Genomic DNA, 18,987 nt, shown 5'->3' with positions numbered 1-18,987 from the left:
AATTTATTCATTTATGAAGTTCATGAAAAGCAAACTAATCGTACTAGGACTCGCATTAATCGTTGTGTTAGCAGCTTGCGGGTCAGGTTCCGGATCAGAAGAGGCTGGAGGTTCAAGTGAATCCGATAATGAATCAAGCGAAAGCAAAGGTACCATTGAAATGGCGCAGATTAACTGGGCAGAAAACATTGCTGTTTCAAACATGTGGAAAGTGATTTTGGAAGAAAAAGGTTATGATGTGAATTTGCAGCTTCTTGATATGGGTGTCATCATGCAGTCACTCTCAACCGGTGATTTGGATATTAATCTGGAAGTATGGTTGCCAATTCAGGATAAAGCTTATCTTGAAGAGTATGAAGATGAGGTATTTTTCGCTGAAAATGCCTGGTATGACAATGCCAAAGTAGGGCTTGTCGTGCCGAAATACCTCGAAGATATCAATAGTGTTGAAGATCTGAACGCAAATAAAGAAATGTTTGATGGCGAGATCACTGGCTTTGATTCAGGGGCCGGGACGATGGAAGTTACGAAAGATGATTTGATTCCGGAATATAACCTTGACTATGAACTGATTCCAAGTTCGGAACCGGCTATGATAAGCGCCATTGACGATGCCATTTCAAATGAAGAGCCAATTGTCGCACCACTTTGGAGCCCGCATCGTGTCTTTTCTCAGTACGATTTGAAATATCTTGAAGATCCGAAAAACGTATACGGTGAGGCTGAAAAAATTTACCACGCAACTCGTCAAGGATTTGCTGATGACTTTCCAAAGGTCAGTGAATGGATGAAAAACTGGAAAATGGATGACGATGCAATTGGTGAGCTTATGGTATATGTAAACGATGCTGAAGAGCCAATTGATGGGGCAAGGAAATGGGTTGAAGAAAACCAGGATCTTATTGATGAATGGACTGCTGAATAGCCCTCGGCAGCTAACGTTCACAAACGAAAAGGAAGCCTAGCGCGGTGATGCGTAAGGCTTCTTTTTTGTGTTCAAAATTTGTGCAGTGTTTGGCTGAAGTTGTCGCAACTCCATCAGAAGTTAACAAACTCAATCCAATCAATAAGTAACTTAGCGTGATTACAAGTTGCTTCCTCATTGCAAGAAGGCATGCTATCGATGGAGAGCACAGTTTTGTAATGCTGAAAAACCATTTTAAATGGAGTTTTTTTATATCTTCTATTATCAATCTTTGTTAGACTGATATGACGGACGAAACGGACGATAAGGAAGAAATCTTTTCTCACAGCAGAAAGCTTAATGGGCATAACGGGAAAGGAGTGGTGTCATGCGGCTGATTCGTGCAGGCGTCCATTTTTATTTGACCGGATTGATTATTCTCACGCTCGGGATTGCATTGACGATTCAATCAACAATGGGTGCTTCACCGTTTGATGCGCTTCTTGTTGGGCTTCACCGGACATTTGGACTGACAGTTGGCAGCTTTGAAATTGTCGTCGGTCTGACAATGGTTCTCGGTAATGCACTGGCTGAGCGTAAGCGTCCGGAATTTTTTGCTCTGATCACTTCATTGGTTACCGGAATTGGCATTGATACGTGGCTGTTTTTGCTTGAGGGTGTTGTAGCTCCTATTACATGGTATGGTGAATGGTCGGCTCTTTTAGCAGGGACAATTTTAATGGCACTCGGCGTTGCCTTTTATCTGCAGTCGGACATTGCACCAAACCCGCTCGATCGTTCCATGCTGGTCATATCAAGCCTGACCGGTTGGAATGTTTCCTATTCGCGGGCAGCGATCAGTGTAGTGCTGGTCATCCTGGCAATCAGTTTCAGCGGAGCGGTCGGAATCGGTACATTGATCAACGCATTATTCGGCGGATTTATTATCAGCTTTTTCCTGCCATATGTCCGAATACTGAAAAACAGCCTCCGAAAACGCAGAGAGAACATGGTTTCCTAAACAAATTCCGTATAGATTTTTCACCTCCTCAAACACTATGGGTGACATGTTAAAGGAGGAAAAGCAAAATGGGCGGAAAACCTAAAGGACCAAAGCAGCAGAAGAAGCCGGATCTGCCTAAGGGCCCGAAACAGCCATACGGCGAGCCGATGCAAGGATCCCATAAGGTGAAACAGCGCAACCACTCACGGCAAAAACACAATCCGCATCATGATATGTAGCCGATAGCACGCACTTCTGTGTGTGCTTTTTTGTTTGCTATGGAAAATCGCTGTAGATTGAATAAGAATCGCTATAGTTTGAACGAAAATCGCTGTAGATGGCTAATAAAGATTCTTCCAGTCTGCTATAATTGGACCCAAGCTCAATTTCGAGGGGGAAGTACGATGGAAGACCAGTCGATCAAACTAACGGACCTGGTAAAAACATATAAAAGGCATGAAGCTGTTAAACGTCTTAATCTACAAGTAAATAAGGGGGAATTATTCGGCTTTCTTGGTCCGAATGGTGCCGGGAAAACGACCACTATCAAAATGCTGACAGGGTTGCTGGAGCCGACAAGCGGGTCTGCTGAAATTAATGGTATCGACATATGGAAAAATCCGCTTAAGGCAAAAGAAAGAATAGCCTATGTGCCTGATCAGCCCAATCTTTATCCAAAACTGACGGGGTGGGATTATCTCGAGTTTGTAGCGTCCGTTTTCCGGATACCGAAAGAGCAATTTCAGACAAGAGCGAATGAATTGCTGAAGATATTCAGCCTGACTGATCAGGCGGATGATTTAATCGAAAGCTACTCGCATGGTATGAAGCAAAAGATTGCCATATGCGGTGCGCTCGCGCATGAACCGGATGTGTTATTTATGGATGAGCCGACGGTCGGGCTTGATCCGAAAAGTGCACGCAGCTTGAAAAATTTGCTTCGCGAGCTTTGTGATCATGGCATGACTGTTTTTCTTTCGACGCACATTCTTGAAATTGCTGAGCAGATGTGTGACCGGGTCGGGATTATTTTCGAAGGTGACATCATTGCCCTTGGCACGATGGATGAACTGAAGGCGAGCGGTGGCCACACTGATCAGAGTCTGGAGGATATCTTCCTTGAATTGACCGGTGGTGAGGATCAACAGGCGATTATCAGTGAGATGTCCGATCATGGTGATGCCAAATGATGAAGGCTTTATTAAAAAATCAATGGAAAATCTTCATTAATACGATGAAAACACAGCCCGCTAAAAATTATTTCGGTTATTTTGTGATGTTTGTGGTGTTTGCGATCTTGCTGTATTGGCTTTCGGCCGGCATATGGGTGATTGCCGATGCCATTACGGAACCGGTTTTTGCCGGCATTTTGTCATACGGCTTTTTATTAGTTATCGGATTTATCATTTTGCTCGGGCTGCCGCAAGTGTTCAAGCACCTTTATTCAGCGACCGATCTCAATTTGCTGTTTACGTTGCCGATTCCGACACGATACATATTTTGGGTAAAATATATGCAAAGTTTCGCCGGCGTTCCGTTATTGGTGTTTGTGCTGTATATCATACCGTTGTATGTCTATGGGCTGGTGAAAGGCGTAAGTCTCTTATATTACCCCGTTGTGCCGATTGTCCTGTTTGCGGTTATTGTGATCGGACTGTCAATTGCATACGTGTTCAATTTACTTCTCATTCAGGTTGTTCCGGCAAGCAAGGCAAATGAATTTATGACTGTGATGAGTGTGCTGTCAGGAATTTTTGTTTATGCAATCTTGATGGCACCGAACCTGGCAAACGACCGTCCGCTATCTGAAATGATCTTATCAGGACTTCCGCTATTTCCGGAATGGGTGCCGGTGACGTGGGCGAGTGACGCCATCACTGGAGCGGCTGACGGGTCGTTTGATTTGTTTTTGCCGTTAGTGATGATTATCGTATTGGCCGTTATAGCTTTCATCGTAACGTCAACTCTGGTTGAAAGAGGCTTCCGGACCGGCTGGATAAAGTTGAGCGAAGGAAGCGGGAAGAAGCGAAAGAAAAAATCTGGCCAAACCGGATCGCAATTGCATCATCCGGTTATCGCTATCGGAAAAAAAGAATGGTATGCGATTAAACGTGACCTGCGCGAGTGGCTTGTGTTCTTGCCGTTTGTATTCTTTTTTGTATTTGGATTTGCCGGATTGCTTTCAGGCGGCGGGAGTCTTGGTGACCTGCGCGGGCCGAATGACGTGACCTGGCCGGTTGCACAAGCGATCCTATTGTTCGTCTATGCGATGTTCAATGGTCAAATTGCCAGCTCGACAATCGCCAGGGAAGCAAAGTCAGTCTGGATATTGCGGATTTTGCCCTTGTCTGGAAAACACATTGCGCTCGGCAAATTATGGATCAGCTGGCTTTTGCCGTTTGTTATTTTAACCGTTGTAGAGATTGTTGCCGGTCTGTTCTTCGGCTGGACGCTTCTCCAATTCGCATCAGGCATTGCTATGAAAGCTGTTGTGACGATTGGCATCAGCGCTATCGGGATGTGGCTCGGCACAATTGGTGCTAAATATAACCCGGCCAATCCGCAGAACCGCTTAAAGTTTGGAACGGCAATCGTTCTTATGATGGTTTCGTATGTATATCTGTTCTTTGCGCTAATCCCGTTTGTCATGCTGATTTTACCGGTTGAAGTGATGGAATTCACACAGATGGTCAGTCAGGATGCCGGTGGCTTAATTGGATTTGCAGCGGGATTTGTTTATACTGTTTTAAGCTGGAAAGCGGCAAGCCCGGTTATGGTCACAATTGCAGGAGTTCTGCTGATGCTTCTTATTTCACTGGGTGTCGCATATCTTTTCACAATGATGAGTGCGCGAAAATTTGACTTAGGGATTGAAATCGAAATGGTTCAGGATACCGGTTCAAAGGCGGCGTTGGGAAAGAAAGCGGGAAGCCTGTAAAAGGGAGATGCGTTCTCCCTTTATTGCACTCTAAATTGCAAGGATTTTATCTTAATATTAATTGGAGGAATTGAAATGGGTGTAATCGGAATGGGATTAATTGTTAACTTAATCTTTTTTGCAGCAATGCTGTACATAGCTTATCTGATCATCTCTGTTGCAGTCAGGCATGGCATTGATAATTCGGAACTTGGAAAATTATTAAAGCAAAAACATAGCTATCAAGAAGAAAAATTTCAGCCCAAGAATGATTTGGATAAAGATTAGAATCGGAAGGAGCGTGCGTGATGAACATCAGAAAAGCGACCGAGCAGGATGCGCCGGGTATTGCTAGAGTCCACATCGACAGCTGGCGGACAACATATAAAGGTATTGTTCCCGATGACTTTCTGGACAGTTTGAATTACGAGGATCGCACAAAACGCTGGGAGCAAAATGTGAGAGAAAGCAATGTATATGTTGCAGAAAACGATACAGGTAAAATTTTCGGTTTCTCGACAGGCGGCAAAGAACGCGAAGAAAAATATGGAGGTTATGACGGGGAGCTTTATGCCATCTATATTTTAGAGGAATATCAGGGAAAAGGCATCGGCAAAAAACTCGTCAAACCGGTTGCTGATGAACTTAGTAAAGCCGGATTTAATTCCATGCTTGTCTGGGTGCTGGAAGAAAATGATGCCAAATATTTTTATGAAAAGCTGGGCGGCAAGTATATCGACACAGCGGACATCACCATTGACGGTGCGGAGTTGAAGGAAATGGCATATGGTTGGCCGGACCTTAATGTGTTAACAAAAGAGGGCTGAGTGTGCAAAAAGGGGGACTAATTCATGGCTAATACGGATTCTTTATATGCTGACATAAAAATAGTATGCGCTGAGGACTGCGGGAATTCGCCTAAAAAAGCACTGTTGAAGGAAGTGACCGCAGCCTTTGCAGTAAGTGACACAGACATTGTCAGCGAAAATTTTGCAGGTAACGTAGTCTGGGAGGTCGTAGGAGATAAATCGATTGATGGAAAAACTGACGTTATCGGCTCGATGAAAAATAACGACGTAGCAGAGTTACATATAACAAATATCATAACCCACGGTAAAACCGGGGCTGTAAATGGTACGATCATAAACGAAGAAGGAAAAAGTGTTGCCTTCTGTGACGTCTACACTTTCACCGGTGCCGGTAAAAAAGCCAAGATCAATGAAATAATGTCGTATGTCATTTATCTTTGATGGTGCGAGGTTCAGTGATTAAAAACTAAGTGTTATTCGTATGCCAATCTTACTGGTGGAAGGATGATCAGTATTCTTTTGGGGGGATAGGATGGGTTTCGATACAATGGATATCGTGCTGATAATACTGTTCTGGGTTTTTGTCGTACCGCTCACAACGTTGGTACATGAAATAGGTCATGGCATTGGTGTTGTGCTGTCCACTAAAAAACGTGCACTGGTCATTCTGGGTCCGGCAGACAGTTCTAATCAGAAAACGTTTAGCATTGGCAGGATGGATTTCCATATTAAATGGGCGTATTTTGGTTTTTGCTCTGTTGGAGACGATCAGCGCCTAACTGCTTTTCAGCGCATCGTCATCGCTGCCGGCGGGCCGATTGTGTCTCTTTTAGTTGCACTGGTTTCCTTCATTTTTTTGTTCCTTGATTTACACCATGAAATCAAGAATTTGCTGACTGCTATCGTTATTTTTAATTTGTGGCAGTTTATCTGCACGGCAATCCCGATTGTTTATCCCTCCTGGTGGCGTCCCTATAGCGGCATGCCGGCTGATGGGCATCGGGTTGTGAAAGCATGGAAGGATTATAAGCTGGAAAAAAAGGCACGTCCGTAATGTACATAATGTTCCAATAGAAAGTGGATGAAGAATATGGATATTCAAACGTTACAAGCAAATGACGAAGCACCGATTGATTTGCTGCTGCTGGCAGATCCATCGAAGGAACAAGTAGAAAAATATTTAGAGCAGGGACAGTGTTATATCGCAAAAGAAGCTGAAAACATCACGGCGGTTTACGTTCTCCAGCCAATCTCGCCTGGAATAATTGAACTTAAAAATATAGCCGTTGGTGAGGCAGAACAAGGGAAGGGCATTGGAAAACAGCTGATCAGTCATGCAATTAAAACCGCACGATTTCAAGGCTATCACACGATTGAAGTTGGAACCGGAAATTCAAGCATCGGGCAGCTCGCGCGCTATCAAAAATGTGGCTTCCGAATTACAGAAGTTGATAAGGATTTTTTTATGAAACATTACGATGAAAAAATTGTTGAAAATGGAATTGTATGCCGGGACATGATCAGGCTGGCGATGGAACTTTAATAAAAGCGAGGGATGATGAATATGAAAGTTAAAATTTTTGATGCGATGAGTGCAGGCAGACTGGAAAATAAAGTGAACCGTTTTATCGAAAGGGAGCGCCCCGATGTGATTGATATTCAAATTTCAGCCGGTTTTGGCAGTTATGCAGCCCTGATTAAGTATGAGGATTAACTGATAACACGTATCTACAGCGATAATGACGCCATTTATAGCGGTGCACTATAAACTACAGCGATTATGCCGTCATCTACAGCGCAAGATGGCAGAAAGTGACGCTTACTTAGATGAACCTAAACAGCATGACTGAATAATTAACAAAGGCGGGTTAATATGTTCACAGTGATTGCATATGCCATGTTATTGATGACACTGATATCTGTCATACTTGCTGCAATGGGCAGGTATTGGTTGTATTGGATTGCAGCTTTGAGCATCTACATTTTCAGCTTTTTGGCAGGTTTTTCAATTGGCCAGCTTACAGTCGGCTTAACCTTTGTATTTATCACATTGGCAGCAGCGCATTCGTTCAATTTAATACATAACAGCCTGCACTATATGGTTTTTTTGCTGTTAGGCGTGATTATCGGCGCATTACTGATTGTCCTCGTCAGGTCATGGCTGTTCTGGCCGTTCTGGATTTTCATGAATTAGAAATGAGAGTTTGTTTTAATTTTTCGCTGAAAAGGAATAATACAACTAACCCAATGTGAGCGGAGGCGATCATATGAAAAAGTTAATCAGGCGCTTAATCAAATATGGACCGATTATTTACCCTCTGGTTCGAAAGTTTCTAAACAAACGAAAGAATAAACAATATAATCGCTGAAACAAATTTGTCAAAAGTGGTGTTAATATAAATTACGCCACTTTTTAATATTTGACTCTAATAGCCTGTAAACTTTTATCGGAACATGATACTATAAATCTATCATTTTAAAAGGGGGTATGTTTATGCTAAAAGCAATTATGTTTGATCTGGATGATACGCTGATTTGGGATGAAAAAAGTGTCGACGAAGCTTTTAAAAAGGCTTGCCGTTTGGCCGAACAGAAGGCGGGTGTCAATCCAGAGAAACTTGAAGAACGAATCCGTAAAAATGCGCAGAAACTTTTCGCTGCTTATGATACATATGAATTTGCTGAGATGATCGGCATCAGTCCGTTTGAAGGGCTGTGGGCTGAATTTAATGATGAAAGTGATTCATTGCGCAGTTTGAAAGAAATAGCTCCGGAATACCGGAAAAAGACCTGGACATCTTCATTGAAGGAAGCGGGAGTGGATGATCCGCAGTTGGTCACGGAGCTAGCTGAGACATTCCAAGCAGAGCGGCGAAAAAGTCAGTTTGTGTTTGAAGAAACATTTGATGTGTTGAATGAATTGAAAGGAAAATATCAGCTGCTGATGCTGACGAATGGCTCCCCCGATCTCCAGCAGACCAAGCTGAGGATCACACCGGAATTAAAACCTTATTTTGAACATATCGTCATTTCTGGTGCATTCGGAAAGGGCAAACCGGACCCATCAATCTTCGACCATGCACTTGAATTGTTATCCGTTGAAAAAGATGAAGTACTGATGGTGGGTGATAACCCGAGTTCGGATATCCTGGGTGCATCAAGAGCCGGTATTCAGTCTGTCTGGATCAACCATCATAAATATGATCCGGGAGAGATTAACCCGGATTATGAAATCGCACGTTTGTCGGGGGTTCTGGACGTTGTGGGTCGGATCAGTGAATAAGGTGAAAAAGAATAGAAAAACAAAAAGCGCTTGAATCAAGCGCTTTTTGTTTGATCGGATGTTACAAGGCCGGAAGAGTATCAACCGGAAGCCCACACGCATCAACCCGAATCTCACTATGACGTATCACAAATCGACCGCGGTGACTGCTTTTATTTCTTCCAACTCTTTCAATGCCTCAAGTTCTTCCTGCTCGGCGTGTTTATCAATGGTGAGAATCATGATGGCATTTCCGCCGACATCGGAACGGTCCACTTGCATGGTGGCAATATTAATATTGCGTTCGGACAGAAGGCTTCCCATTTCACCGATAACACCGGGGAGGTCCTTATGGTGGATGACCACAATATGTCCTTCCGGCATGACGTCAACACTGTAATGATCGACACGTACGAGACGTGGTCCCAGCCCGTTCAGAAGTGTCCCGGAGACGCTGCGCACGCCTGATTTTGTTTTGAGCTCAACGGTCATTAAATTAGTGAAGCCTTTCGTTGTTGATGTTCGGTTTTCATGAATCGTGATATCTTTTTTCTCGGCAAGATATAGAGCATTCACATCGTTCACATGGCTGCCAAGGTGTCGTTCGAGCAAGCCTTTTACAGCATTCCGGGTAATCGGGTCAATTTTCACGTCTGACAGATCACCGGAATAATAAATATTCACTTCTTCCGGGACATCGTCAGTTAACCGGATGAGGAACATGCCGAGTTTTTCGGCCAAATTGAAATAAGGTTCGATTTGGCTGAGCACGTCACTTGGAACTGACGGCAGATTGACCGGATTTTTGACGATGTCGCCTCTCAGGTGGTTAAGAACGTCATGGCAAACATCGACAGCTACAGACTCCTGAGCCTCGACGGTGCTTGCACCCAGATGCGGTGTCGCAACAACTTGCGGCAGTTCCAGCAGTTTATGATCCTGGAATGGCTCCTCTTCAAGCACATCAATGGCTGCACCGGCGACTTTTCCGGAAACAAGTGCATCATAGAGGGCATCTTCATCAATGATTCCGCCGCGTGCACAGTTAATCATAAATACACCGTCCTTCATTTGCTTGAAAGCATCAGTGCTGATCATGTGCCGTGTATCCTTCAGGAGCGGTGTGTGTACCGTAATATAGTCTGCCTTTTTTAAAACATCTTCAAATTCACCATACTCAATGCCCATCTGGTCTGCTTTTTCTTCGGTCAAAAATGGATCATACGCAATAACGTTCATACGCTGGCCTTTAGCTCTGTAAGCGACTTCAGTGCCGATTCGTCCAAGTCCGACGATACCGAGTGTTTTATTTTTGACTTCAAAGCCAACATACTTCGACCGTTCCCATTTTTGATTCTTTAACGCAGAATGAGCCTGTGGGATTTTGCGGGAAAGTGCCATCATCATTGCCATAGTATGTTCAGCGGCTGAATTGGTATTGCCGTTTGGCGCGTTGACGACGATGATGCCATTTTCGGTTGCTGCCTCAAGATCAATATTATCAACACCGACCCCGGCTCGGCCGATAATTTTCAGTCTGTCAGCTTTTTCGATGACGCTTCGGGTTACTTTAGTCTGGCTGCGCACGAGAAGGCCGTCGAACTCTTCAATACGGCTTTCCAATTCGTCCGGTTTTAAGCCGGTTTCTTTAACGACCGTCACGTCCTCATTGTTATAAAGAACGTCAAGTCCTTCATCACTGATAGGATCTGCTATTAATACATGAAACATTTACGAACCTCCCGATAGCATAATTTCTTGAGCTGCACGTGTGCCGCTTCCAAGTTCAGCCGGCTTGCCGATTTTATTCAAAGCCACTTCAATGATGCCGATTGTCTGAAGAATATCAGCAGGTGAACAGTAGCCCATATGGCCGATCCGGAAAATACTGCCTTTTAAGTGCTTCTGTCCGCCAGCTACCGTGAGATTGAATTCCTTTTTCAGCACTTTCCGAAGCGCATCAGGATCAAAATCGTCCGGCTTTATGGCTGTCACCGTTGGGGATGCGGACTCATCACTTGTCAGAAGCGGGATGTCGAGTGCCTTAAAAGCCGCCCGGGTCATATTCATCATCTGACGGTGTCGTGAATAAACCGCCTCAAGTCCTTCCTGCTCCATCAGCTCAAGCACCTGATTGAGTCCAAATAATAACGATAAAGCCGGTGTGAAAGGTGTCGAGTCATTGTCCAGCTGGTCGCGGTATTTTGCTAAATCAAAATAAAAGGAAGGACGGCTATTATTTTCGATCACTTTCCAGGCTCGTTCGCTTACGGCGGCGAATGTCAGACCAGGTGGGAGCATCATCGCTTTTTGGGAACCGGTTATGAGAATATCAATCTCCCATTCATCCATTTTAACGTCCGCACCGGAAACACCGGAAACACCATCAACGATAAAAAGCGCATCTGAATGCTGCCGGATAACCCTGGCAAGCTCTTTGACAGGGTTCAAAACACCGGTGGAAGTCTCACAAAGGGTTGCGAAAACGGCTTTAATATGCGGATGTGATTTAAGATATTTTTCGATTTCCTCCGGTTCAGCAGCTTCTCCCCATTTCACATCATAACGATGCGTGGCGATTTGGTGTTCTGTGCAAATCTGGGCAAAACGGTCACCAAACGCGCCTGTTACAATGACCAGGACTTCATCACCCGGCTGAACGGCATTGACGACCGCAGACTCCAAACCGGCAGTGCCGCTTCCGGCAATCATCAGTACCTCCTGATTGGTTCCAAACACTGGTTTTAATTTCGGTTTAATGCTATGTAATAGATCCTTCGTTTCCTGATCACGGTGACCGATCATCGGCAGGTTCATCGCGTGTTGGACGCTTGGCGGAATCGGTGTCGGTCCCGGAATCCGTAAAAATTGCTGATCCGGCAACATACTGTATCTCCTTTCTTCCTAAACGACGTTAGTTTGATTAATCCATCATAGCAAAAATGCCATTATTGTCAATAATTCGTGATTGTCAGAAAACGTTACCATTACCGCTGGGAATCTTGGATAAAAGTTTTTTTATCCCGCATGTAACTGACAGTAAGCCCCCCACCTCAAATGTTCGCGTATACGATGAAGATTAGGTGGATGGATGGCTGCCAGTAAATGTCCGATTCGTTCATCTAACAATCAGTGGGGGAAGAAAGAAATCCTCCACTGATTGAAGATTCACTTTATTGCAGGACAATCCTGACTTAAGTTATTTAATATTATCCGATCCCAAATATACTCTGCGCACCTTAGGCGGCTGGTAAGCCTCCTCGTGCTGGGGTGCTCGTCGTGCTCCAAGTGATTTCGGTGAAGCAGCACTCCTCGCAACCCGATGCTTATTCAGTGGAAGTAATGCTCGCCTGAGTTGCAAGCTTTCTCGAAGAAGTCTGCGCTCCTCACAGGTTGTAGCTTAATCATGGAAAGGATGTTTTGCTTTGTGTTCGTCACACTGTTGGGTCTCACCTTGCCTTTCCTCCTGCAGTCATACATGCATATAAGAGCTGTTATGGGGATGATCAAACCGTTTGAAATGCCTGATTGACAGAATAAAAAGCCAGCCTGCACGGTGAATGGATCAGCAGCAGGCTGGCTTTTTAAATCGTTTTTATCCCCGTCCTGTCATTTCCTTAGCTTCTTTGTTTAGTGCTTTAAACAAGGCAATAATCATGAGTATCATCACAAACGAGAACGGGAGCGCTGCAATGATGATGGTGTTCTGAATTGCCTGAAGCCCACCAACATAAAGCAGAATCAGTGCCACCGACGATTGGGCAATACCCCAAACGATTTTGACTCTGTTTGCAGGCTCAAGTGAACCGTGCGTCGATTGCATTCCAAGAACGAATGTGGCTGAGTCGGCTGATGTAATAAAGAATGAGCTGATCAACAGAATCGCTATCACTGACAGGATAAGTGACATTGGAAGCTGGTCAAACATATTGAACAACACTAACTCAGTTGTGTATTGAGTCAGGTCAACGCCGCTGTTTTGCGCGTTACCAGCTGTTGTGCCGAATGCCGCATACCAGATGGCAACAAGCAATGTCGGCAAAATCAAAACACCGGTCATAAACTGACGGATGGTGCGTCCGCGGGATACACGAGCGATAAACATACCGACAAATGGCGCCCACGAAATCCACCATGCCCAGTAGAAAATGGTCCATGCATCAAGCCAGCCACGGTTATCGCTTTCCAGTGGCGATGTGCGGAAGCTTGTTTCAATGATGTTTTGCATATACATGCCAAACGTTTCAGTAAACATGTTGAGAATGAGCAATGTCGGACCGATAACCAATACAGCAATCAGCAAGATAACGGAAAGCACCATATTTGTATTGGATAAATATTTGATGCCTCTGCTCAAACCTGACCACGCTGAAATCAAAAACAGCAGCGTCACAACGGCAATGATGATGAATTGTGATGTGAAGCCAATTTCGAAACCGAACAAATGCGACAGACCGCCGTTAATTTGCACGGCGCCGAAGCCAAGCGAGGTGGCCACTCCAAATACGGTTGCAAAGACAGCAAGCACGTCGATCAATGTGCCAAGTGGGCCATCCATCTTCTTACCGAATAATGGTTTCAATGTTGTGGAAATCAGTCCCGGCTCACCTTTTCGGAACTGGAAAAAGGCCAGCGCCAATGCTGTAACGCCATACATGGCCCAAACATGAAGCCCCCAGTGGAAATAAGCATAGGTCAAACCTTCCTTGAATGCCTGATCGGAACCTTCTTCTGCTGTCGGTGCATCTGACATATAATGGAAGAGCGGTTCAGCAGCACCATAAAATACAAGCCCGATTCCCATTCCTGCTGAAAACAGCATGGCGACCCATGTTGCCGTCGAGAAGTCCGGCCTGTCATTATCTTTGCCGAGGCGGATTTTTCCCATCGGGCTGATCGCAATAAAAATTGCCACGATAACCAGTGCGGACATGAGGAGCATATAATACCATCCAAATGTCGTGGCAACGAAAGATTTAATACTTCCGGTTATTGCTTCAAACTGCGCCGGGAATACGGCACCGAATATAACGGTTATGATAACTAAAGCAATTGTAATGTAAAAAACTCTCGATACGCTTTTCATTTAACCCCCTGATGATATTTTGACGTCATGATGATTCAAAAAAATAAATCATATGTAAATTCATTCCTCTAATGCTGGTAGTATTATGAAGAATGCTATTTTATTATTATACGTAATTCCTGAAGAAATACAAATATTATCATTAATGAACCGGTGCTGAAAGGCAAAAAAACAGTAAAAAGACTGCTCCAAATTAATATGGAGCAGTCATCGTTCACCGAACGCCGAGGAATTCTTCCAGTGTAATATTTTGTTCATCAATTGCTTTGGCATCATTCTTTCCGACATAGCGCAGGTGCCATGGTTCATATTGATAACCGGTTATGTTCGTCTTACCTTTTGGATAGCGGATAATGAATCCATATTCGCTGGCATGTTGTTTAACCCACTCACCTTCATCGGTATTGGCAAATTCACTCGTCAGTTTAAATCCGATATCAGCACTTGTAACGTCCATCGTGAGCCCTGTCTGATGCTCACTTTCACCGGCCTGAGCGCTGAACTGATTAGCTTCTTGTTTGCCGTGATCCTGGACATTTGAGGCAAAAATAGCTTCTTGCCTGTCGTATGAGCGATAACCGGATTGCGCAAACAGGTCAACACCGGCTTTGTCCCCGGCGGCAAACATCTTTTCAAGCGCGTTTGCTGCTGTCTGACGCATTTGCTTTTTTGGTAAATCGGCATCAAACGGGAAGGATACATCCGGTATGACAAGATTATCCGGGACATAACCCGCCGGCAATTGGTGGCTTTTATTGACCAGTGCAAGAAAGCTGGATGGATCGGAAATGACGTTGCTTTGATTTTGATTATTCTGATTATCATCCGGATTTTCTTCTGATTTTTCTTCGTTTTGTTCCTCATTCTGTTTTTCTTTCTTGATGCCGCTTCCGGGTGTTATGCTCAGCTGCCCGTTAAGAGCTTCTTTCAGAATGTCCCGTGTGCCCGGGCCATAGACACCATCAATTTTCAAAGCTGACTGCTGTGCCTGAAAATCTTTTACTGCCCACATAGTAGCGGGACCAAACACACCATCTTCCGTCAAAGAGTAGCCGATCCGATTGAGTGCTGACTGTACTTTTTTGACCTGTTTGCCTTGGTCGCTCTCTGTTAGTGTATCATTCGGCAATAGTTCCTCATCATCATCGTTATCAGAAGAGGCGTTGTCATTATTAGAAGACTCCTTGTTCTTCTTATTCTCAGGTTCATCTTTCTCTTGTTGTGACGCATTGTTGTTCGTATTATCCTTATTTTGGTTGTCATCGTCTTGTTGCTTGCTGTTTGCTTGTTTTGATGTTTTATCGTTCGTTGGATCAGAGACGGTATTCGGTGTTTCCGTTTCTTCCTGGTCCGACTGTTGTTTGGTGCTTTCATTTACAGTCTGCTCATTACCTGTGCAAGCTGTCAGTACTGTTAAGCATAGAATCACTGCTAACAGCGGCAAACCTGCATTTTTTAAACGCATAATGTCACCTCCTAAACTGTTAATGACCTCTACTGATTTGCTGAATAGTTCACTTTTCGCTCCTGGATAATCCAGCGATCATCCTGGTACTGATAGGTAATATTTATGCGGAATTGTCCGCTTTGTTCGGTTTTTGTCGTCTGGGCCAGTTCATATTGCGTGTTGCTGATTTCGGTCAGGTCGTAGTCACTTTCTGCATTTAGAAATGCGGGTCCGCCGGATTCGTTAACATACAAATTTCCGTCGTCTTCCCGGAAATAATCATCTGCAGTCTGCTCGGCCAAGCTTTGACTCATGACCTCGGTAAACGCATTGACCAATTCATTCATGCTATCGTAATTGACGACCTCGAGTCCATCGATTTCTTGATTGATTACCATATCACGGTATCGATTTTCCAGTTCTTCCACCGGCGGGGTTTCCGGCGTTATTTCAGGTTCTTCATCGTTAACTGGCGGGTTCTTTTCAACATCCGGCACATTTTCATCCGGGTTTGACGTCTGATTCTGAAGCGAGTCAATGACGAAATAACCGGGGATGATGAGTAACATAATGAGTGCGGTTGCACTTAACGCTCTCTTGCCCCAGGATGCATAGCGGCTTTTTTTATTTATGCCAGATATGCGCTGCATGACTTGTTGACGGCTCTTTTTTGAAAACTCAATATGATTTACTGTGGACTTTTTGGAAAAATCTTTAAGTCTTTCTTTCATTTCGGGCCACCCTCCAGTCGTTCCTTCAGCATTTGACGTGCCCTTTTTAACCGTGATGAAACTGTCGGTACTTTGATTTTCAATAATTCACTGATTTCGTTAATCGACAGTTCCTGAAAGTGGAAATGGATAATGACTTCTCTGTACTTAAGAGGAAGTGACAAGACTTCTTTTGTTAATTCGTCATGCTGGATTTTTTTCGAATATTCTTCTTCCGGAGATGGAGCCGAGCCCCTGAGCCAATGCGAAAAACTGGCATTCAGATTAAGGTTTTTAATCCATCCGCTCCTGAAATGGTCTTTGCACTTATTGACTGTGATCTGATTAATCCAAGCTTTCACAGCATTGTTTTTCTTAAGATGATGCATCTTTTTATAACACTTGATAAAGACTTCCTGTGCAATATTCTCGGCCGTCTGCACATCTTTCACATAGGTGTAGGCAAGCCTTTTGACCTGTGATCCATATTGTGTCATCAGTGCTTGAATCAACTGATCTTTATCGATTTGGTTTTGTCTGTATTGTTCGACAAGCTCTTCCAACGGTGCATCAGCCTCCCGTATACTCCTGCATGTAAAGGCCATTTTCGCGCTAAAACACAGCGTCTAATTAACGCCTTGCAATTATAAGACGAAACAAATGACAAAAAATTGCATAGGTGATATAAAGAAATATTTTCTGGAAATGTACAAAAAAAATAGAGAACCTCTTGTTATGAAAGGTTCTCCGTTCAGTCACTAGTTTTCCATCATTTTTTTCCGCTGGTGTTCTTCTGTCAGGAAGTTAAAAAAGGTTTGCATGCTGAATTTGGGTTTTGCTTTAACGTTATTAATATACTTATCTTTCATGTAATCATTCACATGTTCGCTGTCCTTGATCCGCTTAATGATATGGTCCATTCCGATATCACGGATTTCTTTATTCACATGCTTGGATTCTTTGAAAATGGCAGCTCCGACCGCGCCTAACAGTGCATAGATTCCAAGTGCTATCAGCATATCCCGGCTGTAGCCTGTAATAACGAGCATGAAAAATAGATTGATAATCGAAACGCTCAACAAAGGAATTGAAATGAACATATATAATGAACTTTTCTTAAGTTTAGGCTTTACCATGTCATCGATAATCTCAAGTTCCTTTTCGATAAAACTTGGCATACCTTTTGGTGAGTATTGGCTCATACTGATTATCCGCTCCTCAAGAATTTATCCCGCATGGAACTGGCAGTAAGCCCCCCCTCACTCAAATGTTCGAGTATACGATGAAGATAGGTGGGGGAGACGGCTGCCAGTAAATGTCCGATTCGTTCATCTAACAAATCAATTATATCGTCAGACGGCTGTCATTTACCTGTGGACTAAGACTTCTTCTACTATAATTATACTATGATACCCGATTTATTGTCATATTATAAGCTTAGAATAAGAACTTTTGCGATTAAATGCTGCAAAAGCAGGAAAATGCGAATCCTTTAGCGAAAATATATAATGATCCTATTTTTAGTTAGATGGAGGCGATGATCTTGGCAACGATTGAAGATTTTATGGAATTGGATATGCGTGTAGGTACCGTTTTAAAGGCCGAGCCATTCCCGGAGGCCAAAAAGCCTGCGATTAAATTGGAAATTGATTTTGGCGAAACAATCGGAACGAAGCAGTCATCAGCACAGATCACCCGAAGATATGAACATGAGGAACTTGTGGGCCGTCAGGTTGTTGGGGTTATCAATTTTCCGCCGATGCGGATTGCAGGTTTCAAGTCAGAAGTGCTGGTTATCGGCGGTGTCCAGGAAGAAGATGATGTTGTGCTTTTGAAGCCGGACGAACCAGTTTCAAATGGCACGAGGGTTTCATAGAAACGGTTCGATTGGAGGTGCCGTTATCCCGGCTGTTATTATCGGTGCTGTTATCATCAGTCTCATGCCGTTTTTTCTAAAATTATCGAATGAAGAAGGACCGTATTGGTAGGTGATTTTATGCGAAAAGTTGAAGTGGTGATATACGATGCGCTTTGGCCGGTTCAGTTTGATATTGAAGCGGGAAAAATTCAGCGGATATTTGGTGATGAGATAATTGACATTCATCATATTGGCAGTACATCTGTGGAAGGCCTTTACGCCAAACCGGTTATCGATATGATGCCGGTCGTTGAGGACGTCAGCCGGGTTGATCAGTTTGACAGTGAAATGAAAGCAATTGGCTATGGGGCAAAAGGGGAATTCGGCATAACCGGACGCCGCTTTTTTCAAAAAGGCGGAGAGAACCGGACACATCATGTGCACATAATTGAGGCAGGAAGCACTCACTTGGAGCGGCACTTGGCATTCAGGGATTATTTGCGGGCGCATCCGGATAAAGCGGCCAGCTACAGTCGTTTGAAGCTGGATTTGGCTGCGCGTTTTCCGGATGATATAGCTGCTTATATTGAAGGAAAACATCGATTTGTTCAGGAAACCGAGCAGAAGGCACTGGCGTGGTATCGGGAAAAGAGCATTCCATAAGCGGAGCGGCTCGTTGTTCATAGGCTATAGCATTAATAGACCGGATTGCTGGGATTTCATGGTAAAATTGTGACAACTTAAGCTAACTTCGATTTTTAGCCCGAATATAAGGAAACTCAGTCAGAAATTCTAGCCTGAAATCCGTTCCTGCTTTTGCGGCTGCTTCATAATTGAGGCCATGAGAACAACACTTGCCATCCCCATTAACAGAAATCCCAGACTTATTCCAATATCGGCGAGATTATCTCGCAAAACGTATGATAAAGAGTGATTGCTGGTTAGGTTCCGGACAAACGGTTCATAACCATTCTTTTTAATTGTATAATAA

At 43.9% G+C, this 18,987-nt stretch carries 24 protein-coding genes; 16 read left to right on the top strand and 8 right to left on the bottom strand.

What is annotated here, in order from left to right:
* Positions 1 to 13: 13 nt before the first annotated feature.
* From AOX59_RS09880 to AOX59_RS09825, 13 genes are all read left to right on the top strand, one after another.
* Complete coding sequence (locus AOX59_RS09880) at positions 14 to 925, top strand: glycine betaine ABC transporter substrate-binding protein (protein WP_068445159.1); 912 nt, start codon at positions 14 to 16, stop codon at positions 923 to 925.
* Positions 926 to 1,292: 367 nt separating this feature from the next.
* Positions 1,293 to 1,925: a YczE/YyaS/YitT family protein gene (locus AOX59_RS09875; RefSeq protein WP_068445157.1), complete on the top strand. Its 633-nt coding sequence runs from the start codon at positions 1,293 to 1,295 to the stop codon at positions 1,923 to 1,925.
* A gap of 68 nt (positions 1,926 to 1,993) precedes the next feature.
* A complete protein-coding gene (locus tag AOX59_RS09870; RefSeq protein WP_068445155.1) occupies positions 1,994 to 2,146 on the top strand; it encodes a small acid-soluble spore protein P in 153 nt (50 codons plus the stop codon).
* Between the two features lie 165 nt (positions 2,147 to 2,311).
* Entirely contained in the window at positions 2,312 to 3,097 is a 786-nt protein-coding gene (locus tag AOX59_RS09865; RefSeq protein ID WP_068445152.1) for an ABC transporter ATP-binding protein, read from the top strand.
* A complete protein-coding gene (locus AOX59_RS09860) occupies positions 3,094 to 4,845 on the top strand; it encodes a putative ABC transporter permease subunit (protein WP_068445150.1) in 1,752 nt (583 codons plus the stop codon). Before AOX59_RS09865 ends, AOX59_RS09860 begins: the two co-directional genes overlap by 4 nt.
* A gap of 75 nt (positions 4,846 to 4,920) precedes the next feature.
* Positions 4,921 to 5,112, top strand: coding sequence for a hypothetical protein (locus AOX59_RS09855; RefSeq protein ID WP_068445148.1), 192 nt, complete (start codon positions 4,921 to 4,923; stop codon positions 5,110 to 5,112).
* 20 nt (positions 5,113 to 5,132) lie between these two features.
* Positions 5,133 to 5,651, top strand: coding sequence for a GNAT family N-acetyltransferase (locus tag AOX59_RS09850; protein ID WP_068445147.1), 519 nt, complete (start codon positions 5,133 to 5,135; stop codon positions 5,649 to 5,651).
* 24 nt (positions 5,652 to 5,675) lie between these two features.
* Positions 5,676 to 6,074 carry a nuclear transport factor 2-like protein gene (locus AOX59_RS09845; protein WP_068445145.1) on the top strand — a complete coding sequence of 133 codons (399 nt, stop codon included), beginning with the start codon at positions 5,676 to 5,678 and terminating at the stop codon, positions 6,072 to 6,074.
* Positions 6,075 to 6,165: 91 nt separating this feature from the next.
* Entirely contained in the window at positions 6,166 to 6,687 is a 522-nt protein-coding gene (locus AOX59_RS09840; protein WP_068445143.1) for a site-2 protease family protein, read from the top strand.
* A 36-nt stretch (positions 6,688 to 6,723) separates the two neighbouring features.
* Positions 6,724 to 7,176 (top strand): GNAT family N-acetyltransferase, encoded by a 453-nt coding sequence (locus AOX59_RS09835; RefSeq protein ID WP_068445141.1) that lies wholly within the window; start codon positions 6,724 to 6,726, stop codon positions 7,174 to 7,176.
* Positions 7,177 to 7,197: 21 nt separating this feature from the next.
* The gene (locus tag AOX59_RS19650) at positions 7,198 to 7,347 is read left to right on the top strand and encodes a hypothetical protein (protein WP_156418676.1); all 150 of its coding nucleotides are present in this window, start codon (positions 7,198 to 7,200) and stop codon (positions 7,345 to 7,347) included.
* A 159-nt stretch (positions 7,348 to 7,506) separates the two neighbouring features.
* Positions 7,507 to 7,827: a hypothetical protein gene (locus AOX59_RS09830; RefSeq protein ID WP_068445139.1), complete on the top strand. Its 321-nt coding sequence runs from the start codon at positions 7,507 to 7,509 to the stop codon at positions 7,825 to 7,827.
* Positions 7,828 to 8,127: 300 nt separating this feature from the next.
* Positions 8,128 to 8,916 carry an HAD family hydrolase gene (locus tag AOX59_RS09825; RefSeq protein WP_068445137.1) on the top strand — a complete coding sequence of 263 codons (789 nt, stop codon included), beginning with the start codon at positions 8,128 to 8,130 and terminating at the stop codon, positions 8,914 to 8,916.
* Between the two features lie 126 nt (positions 8,917 to 9,042).
* Here the strand turns inward: AOX59_RS09825 and serA are convergent, their stop codons facing one another.
* The 7 genes from serA to AOX59_RS09790 all read right to left on the bottom strand — a co-directional run bounded on the left by serA (position 9,043) and on the right by AOX59_RS09790 (position 17,340).
* The gene (gene serA / locus AOX59_RS09820) at positions 9,043 to 10,626 is read right to left on the bottom strand and encodes a phosphoglycerate dehydrogenase (protein WP_068445134.1); all 1,584 of its coding nucleotides are present in this window, start codon (positions 10,624 to 10,626) and stop codon (positions 9,043 to 9,045) included.
* A complete protein-coding gene (locus AOX59_RS09815) occupies positions 10,627 to 11,781 on the bottom strand; it encodes a pyridoxal-phosphate-dependent aminotransferase family protein (protein ID WP_068445132.1) in 1,155 nt (384 codons plus the stop codon). It lies immediately after the preceding gene.
* Positions 11,782 to 12,490: 709 nt separating this feature from the next.
* On the bottom strand, positions 12,491 to 13,981 hold the full coding sequence (locus AOX59_RS09810) for a glycine betaine uptake BCCT transporter (protein ID WP_068445130.1): 1,491 nt from the start codon (positions 13,979 to 13,981) through the stop codon (positions 12,491 to 12,493).
* A gap of 214 nt (positions 13,982 to 14,195) precedes the next feature.
* The gene (locus tag AOX59_RS09805) at positions 14,196 to 15,446 is read right to left on the bottom strand and encodes a D-alanyl-D-alanine carboxypeptidase family protein (RefSeq protein WP_068445128.1); all 1,251 of its coding nucleotides are present in this window, start codon (positions 15,444 to 15,446) and stop codon (positions 14,196 to 14,198) included.
* A gap of 29 nt (positions 15,447 to 15,475) precedes the next feature.
* Positions 15,476 to 16,159, bottom strand: a complete 684-nt coding sequence (locus tag AOX59_RS09800; RefSeq protein ID WP_068445126.1) for a hypothetical protein — start codon at positions 16,157 to 16,159, stop codon at positions 15,476 to 15,478.
* Complete coding sequence (locus AOX59_RS09795; RefSeq protein ID WP_068445124.1) at positions 16,156 to 16,701, bottom strand: sigma-70 family RNA polymerase sigma factor; 546 nt, start codon at positions 16,699 to 16,701, stop codon at positions 16,156 to 16,158. The genes AOX59_RS09800 and AOX59_RS09795 overlap by 4 nt, the downstream gene beginning before the upstream one ends.
* Positions 16,702 to 16,896: 195 nt before the next feature.
* On the bottom strand, positions 16,897 to 17,340 hold the full coding sequence (locus tag AOX59_RS09790) for a DUF5392 family protein (protein WP_068445122.1): 444 nt from the start codon (positions 17,338 to 17,340) through the stop codon (positions 16,897 to 16,899).
* A gap of 341 nt (positions 17,341 to 17,681) precedes the next feature.
* Here AOX59_RS09790 and csaA point away from each other — a divergent pair, with 341 nt between their 5' ends.
* Genes csaA through AOX59_RS09780 form a run of 3 tightly spaced genes read left to right on the top strand, consistent with a single transcriptional unit; the run spans position 17,682 to position 18,659 of the window.
* Positions 17,682 to 18,014, top strand: coding sequence for a chaperone CsaA (gene csaA, locus AOX59_RS09785; protein WP_068445120.1), 333 nt, complete (start codon positions 17,682 to 17,684; stop codon positions 18,012 to 18,014).
* A complete protein-coding gene (locus AOX59_RS20475) occupies positions 17,995 to 18,126 on the top strand; it encodes a hypothetical protein (RefSeq protein ID WP_257720682.1) in 132 nt (43 codons plus the stop codon). The genes csaA and AOX59_RS20475 overlap by 20 nt, the downstream gene beginning before the upstream one ends.
* An 8-nt stretch (positions 18,127 to 18,134) precedes the next feature.
* Positions 18,135 to 18,659, top strand: coding sequence for a GrpB family protein (locus AOX59_RS09780; protein WP_068448254.1), 525 nt, complete (start codon positions 18,135 to 18,137; stop codon positions 18,657 to 18,659).
* A gap of 129 nt (positions 18,660 to 18,788) precedes the next feature.
* Here the strand turns inward: AOX59_RS09780 and AOX59_RS20470 are convergent, their stop codons facing one another.
* Entirely contained in the window at positions 18,789 to 18,911 is a 123-nt protein-coding gene (locus AOX59_RS20470) for a hypothetical protein (protein ID WP_257720681.1), read from the bottom strand.
* Between the last annotated feature and the right edge of the window lie 76 nt (positions 18,912 to 18,987).

This window comes from Lentibacillus amyloliquefaciens (assembly GCF_001307805.1).
Taxonomy (GTDB): Bacteria; Bacillota; Bacilli; order Bacillales; family Amphibacillaceae; genus Lentibacillus; species Lentibacillus amyloliquefaciens.
Note: the sequence above shows the minus strand (reverse complement) of the source record. Positions and strands in the feature narration are given on the sequence as shown.

Coding starts and splice junctions, on each gene's coding strand:
- AOX59_RS09880 (WP_068445159.1), top strand. CDS start 14: ATGAAGTTCATGAAAAGCAAACTAATCGTACTAGGACTCGCATTAATC.
- AOX59_RS09875 (WP_068445157.1), top strand. CDS start 1,293: ATGCGGCTGATTCGTGCAGGCGTCCATTTTTATTTGACCGGATTGATT.
- AOX59_RS09870 (WP_068445155.1), top strand. CDS start 1,994: ATGGGCGGAAAACCTAAAGGACCAAAGCAGCAGAAGAAGCCGGATCTG.
- AOX59_RS09865 (WP_068445152.1), top strand. CDS start 2,312: ATGGAAGACCAGTCGATCAAACTAACGGACCTGGTAAAAACATATAAA.
- AOX59_RS09860 (WP_068445150.1), top strand. CDS start 3,094: ATGATGAAGGCTTTATTAAAAAATCAATGGAAAATCTTCATTAATACG.
- AOX59_RS09855 (WP_068445148.1), top strand. CDS start 4,921: ATGGGTGTAATCGGAATGGGATTAATTGTTAACTTAATCTTTTTTGCA.
- AOX59_RS09850 (WP_068445147.1), top strand. CDS start 5,133: ATGAACATCAGAAAAGCGACCGAGCAGGATGCGCCGGGTATTGCTAGA.
- AOX59_RS09845 (WP_068445145.1), top strand. CDS start 5,676: ATGGCTAATACGGATTCTTTATATGCTGACATAAAAATAGTATGCGCT.
- AOX59_RS09840 (WP_068445143.1), top strand. CDS start 6,166: ATGGGTTTCGATACAATGGATATCGTGCTGATAATACTGTTCTGGGTT.
- AOX59_RS09835 (WP_068445141.1), top strand. CDS start 6,724: ATGGATATTCAAACGTTACAAGCAAATGACGAAGCACCGATTGATTTG.
- AOX59_RS19650 (WP_156418676.1), top strand. CDS start 7,198: ATGAAAGTTAAAATTTTTGATGCGATGAGTGCAGGCAGACTGGAAAAT.
- AOX59_RS09830 (WP_068445139.1), top strand. CDS start 7,507: ATGTTCACAGTGATTGCATATGCCATGTTATTGATGACACTGATATCT.
- AOX59_RS09825 (WP_068445137.1), top strand. CDS start 8,128: ATGCTAAAAGCAATTATGTTTGATCTGGATGATACGCTGATTTGGGAT.
- serA (WP_068445134.1), bottom strand. CDS start 10,626: ATGTTTCATGTATTAATAGCAGATCCTATCAGTGATGAAGGACTTGAC.
- AOX59_RS09815 (WP_068445132.1), bottom strand. CDS start 11,781: ATGTTGCCGGATCAGCAATTTTTACGGATTCCGGGACCGACACCGATT.
- AOX59_RS09810 (WP_068445130.1), bottom strand. CDS start 13,981: ATGAAAAGCGTATCGAGAGTTTTTTACATTACAATTGCTTTAGTTATC.
- AOX59_RS09805 (WP_068445128.1), bottom strand. CDS start 15,446: ATGCGTTTAAAAAATGCAGGTTTGCCGCTGTTAGCAGTGATTCTATGC.
- AOX59_RS09800 (WP_068445126.1), bottom strand. CDS start 16,159: ATGAAAGAAAGACTTAAAGATTTTTCCAAAAAGTCCACAGTAAATCAT.
- AOX59_RS09790 (WP_068445122.1), bottom strand. CDS start 17,340: ATGAGCCAATACTCACCAAAAGGTATGCCAAGTTTTATCGAAAAGGAA.
- AOX59_RS20475 (WP_257720682.1), top strand. CDS start 17,995: ATGGCACGAGGGTTTCATAGAAACGGTTCGATTGGAGGTGCCGTTATC.
- AOX59_RS09780 (WP_068448254.1), top strand. CDS start 18,135: ATGCGAAAAGTTGAAGTGGTGATATACGATGCGCTTTGGCCGGTTCAG.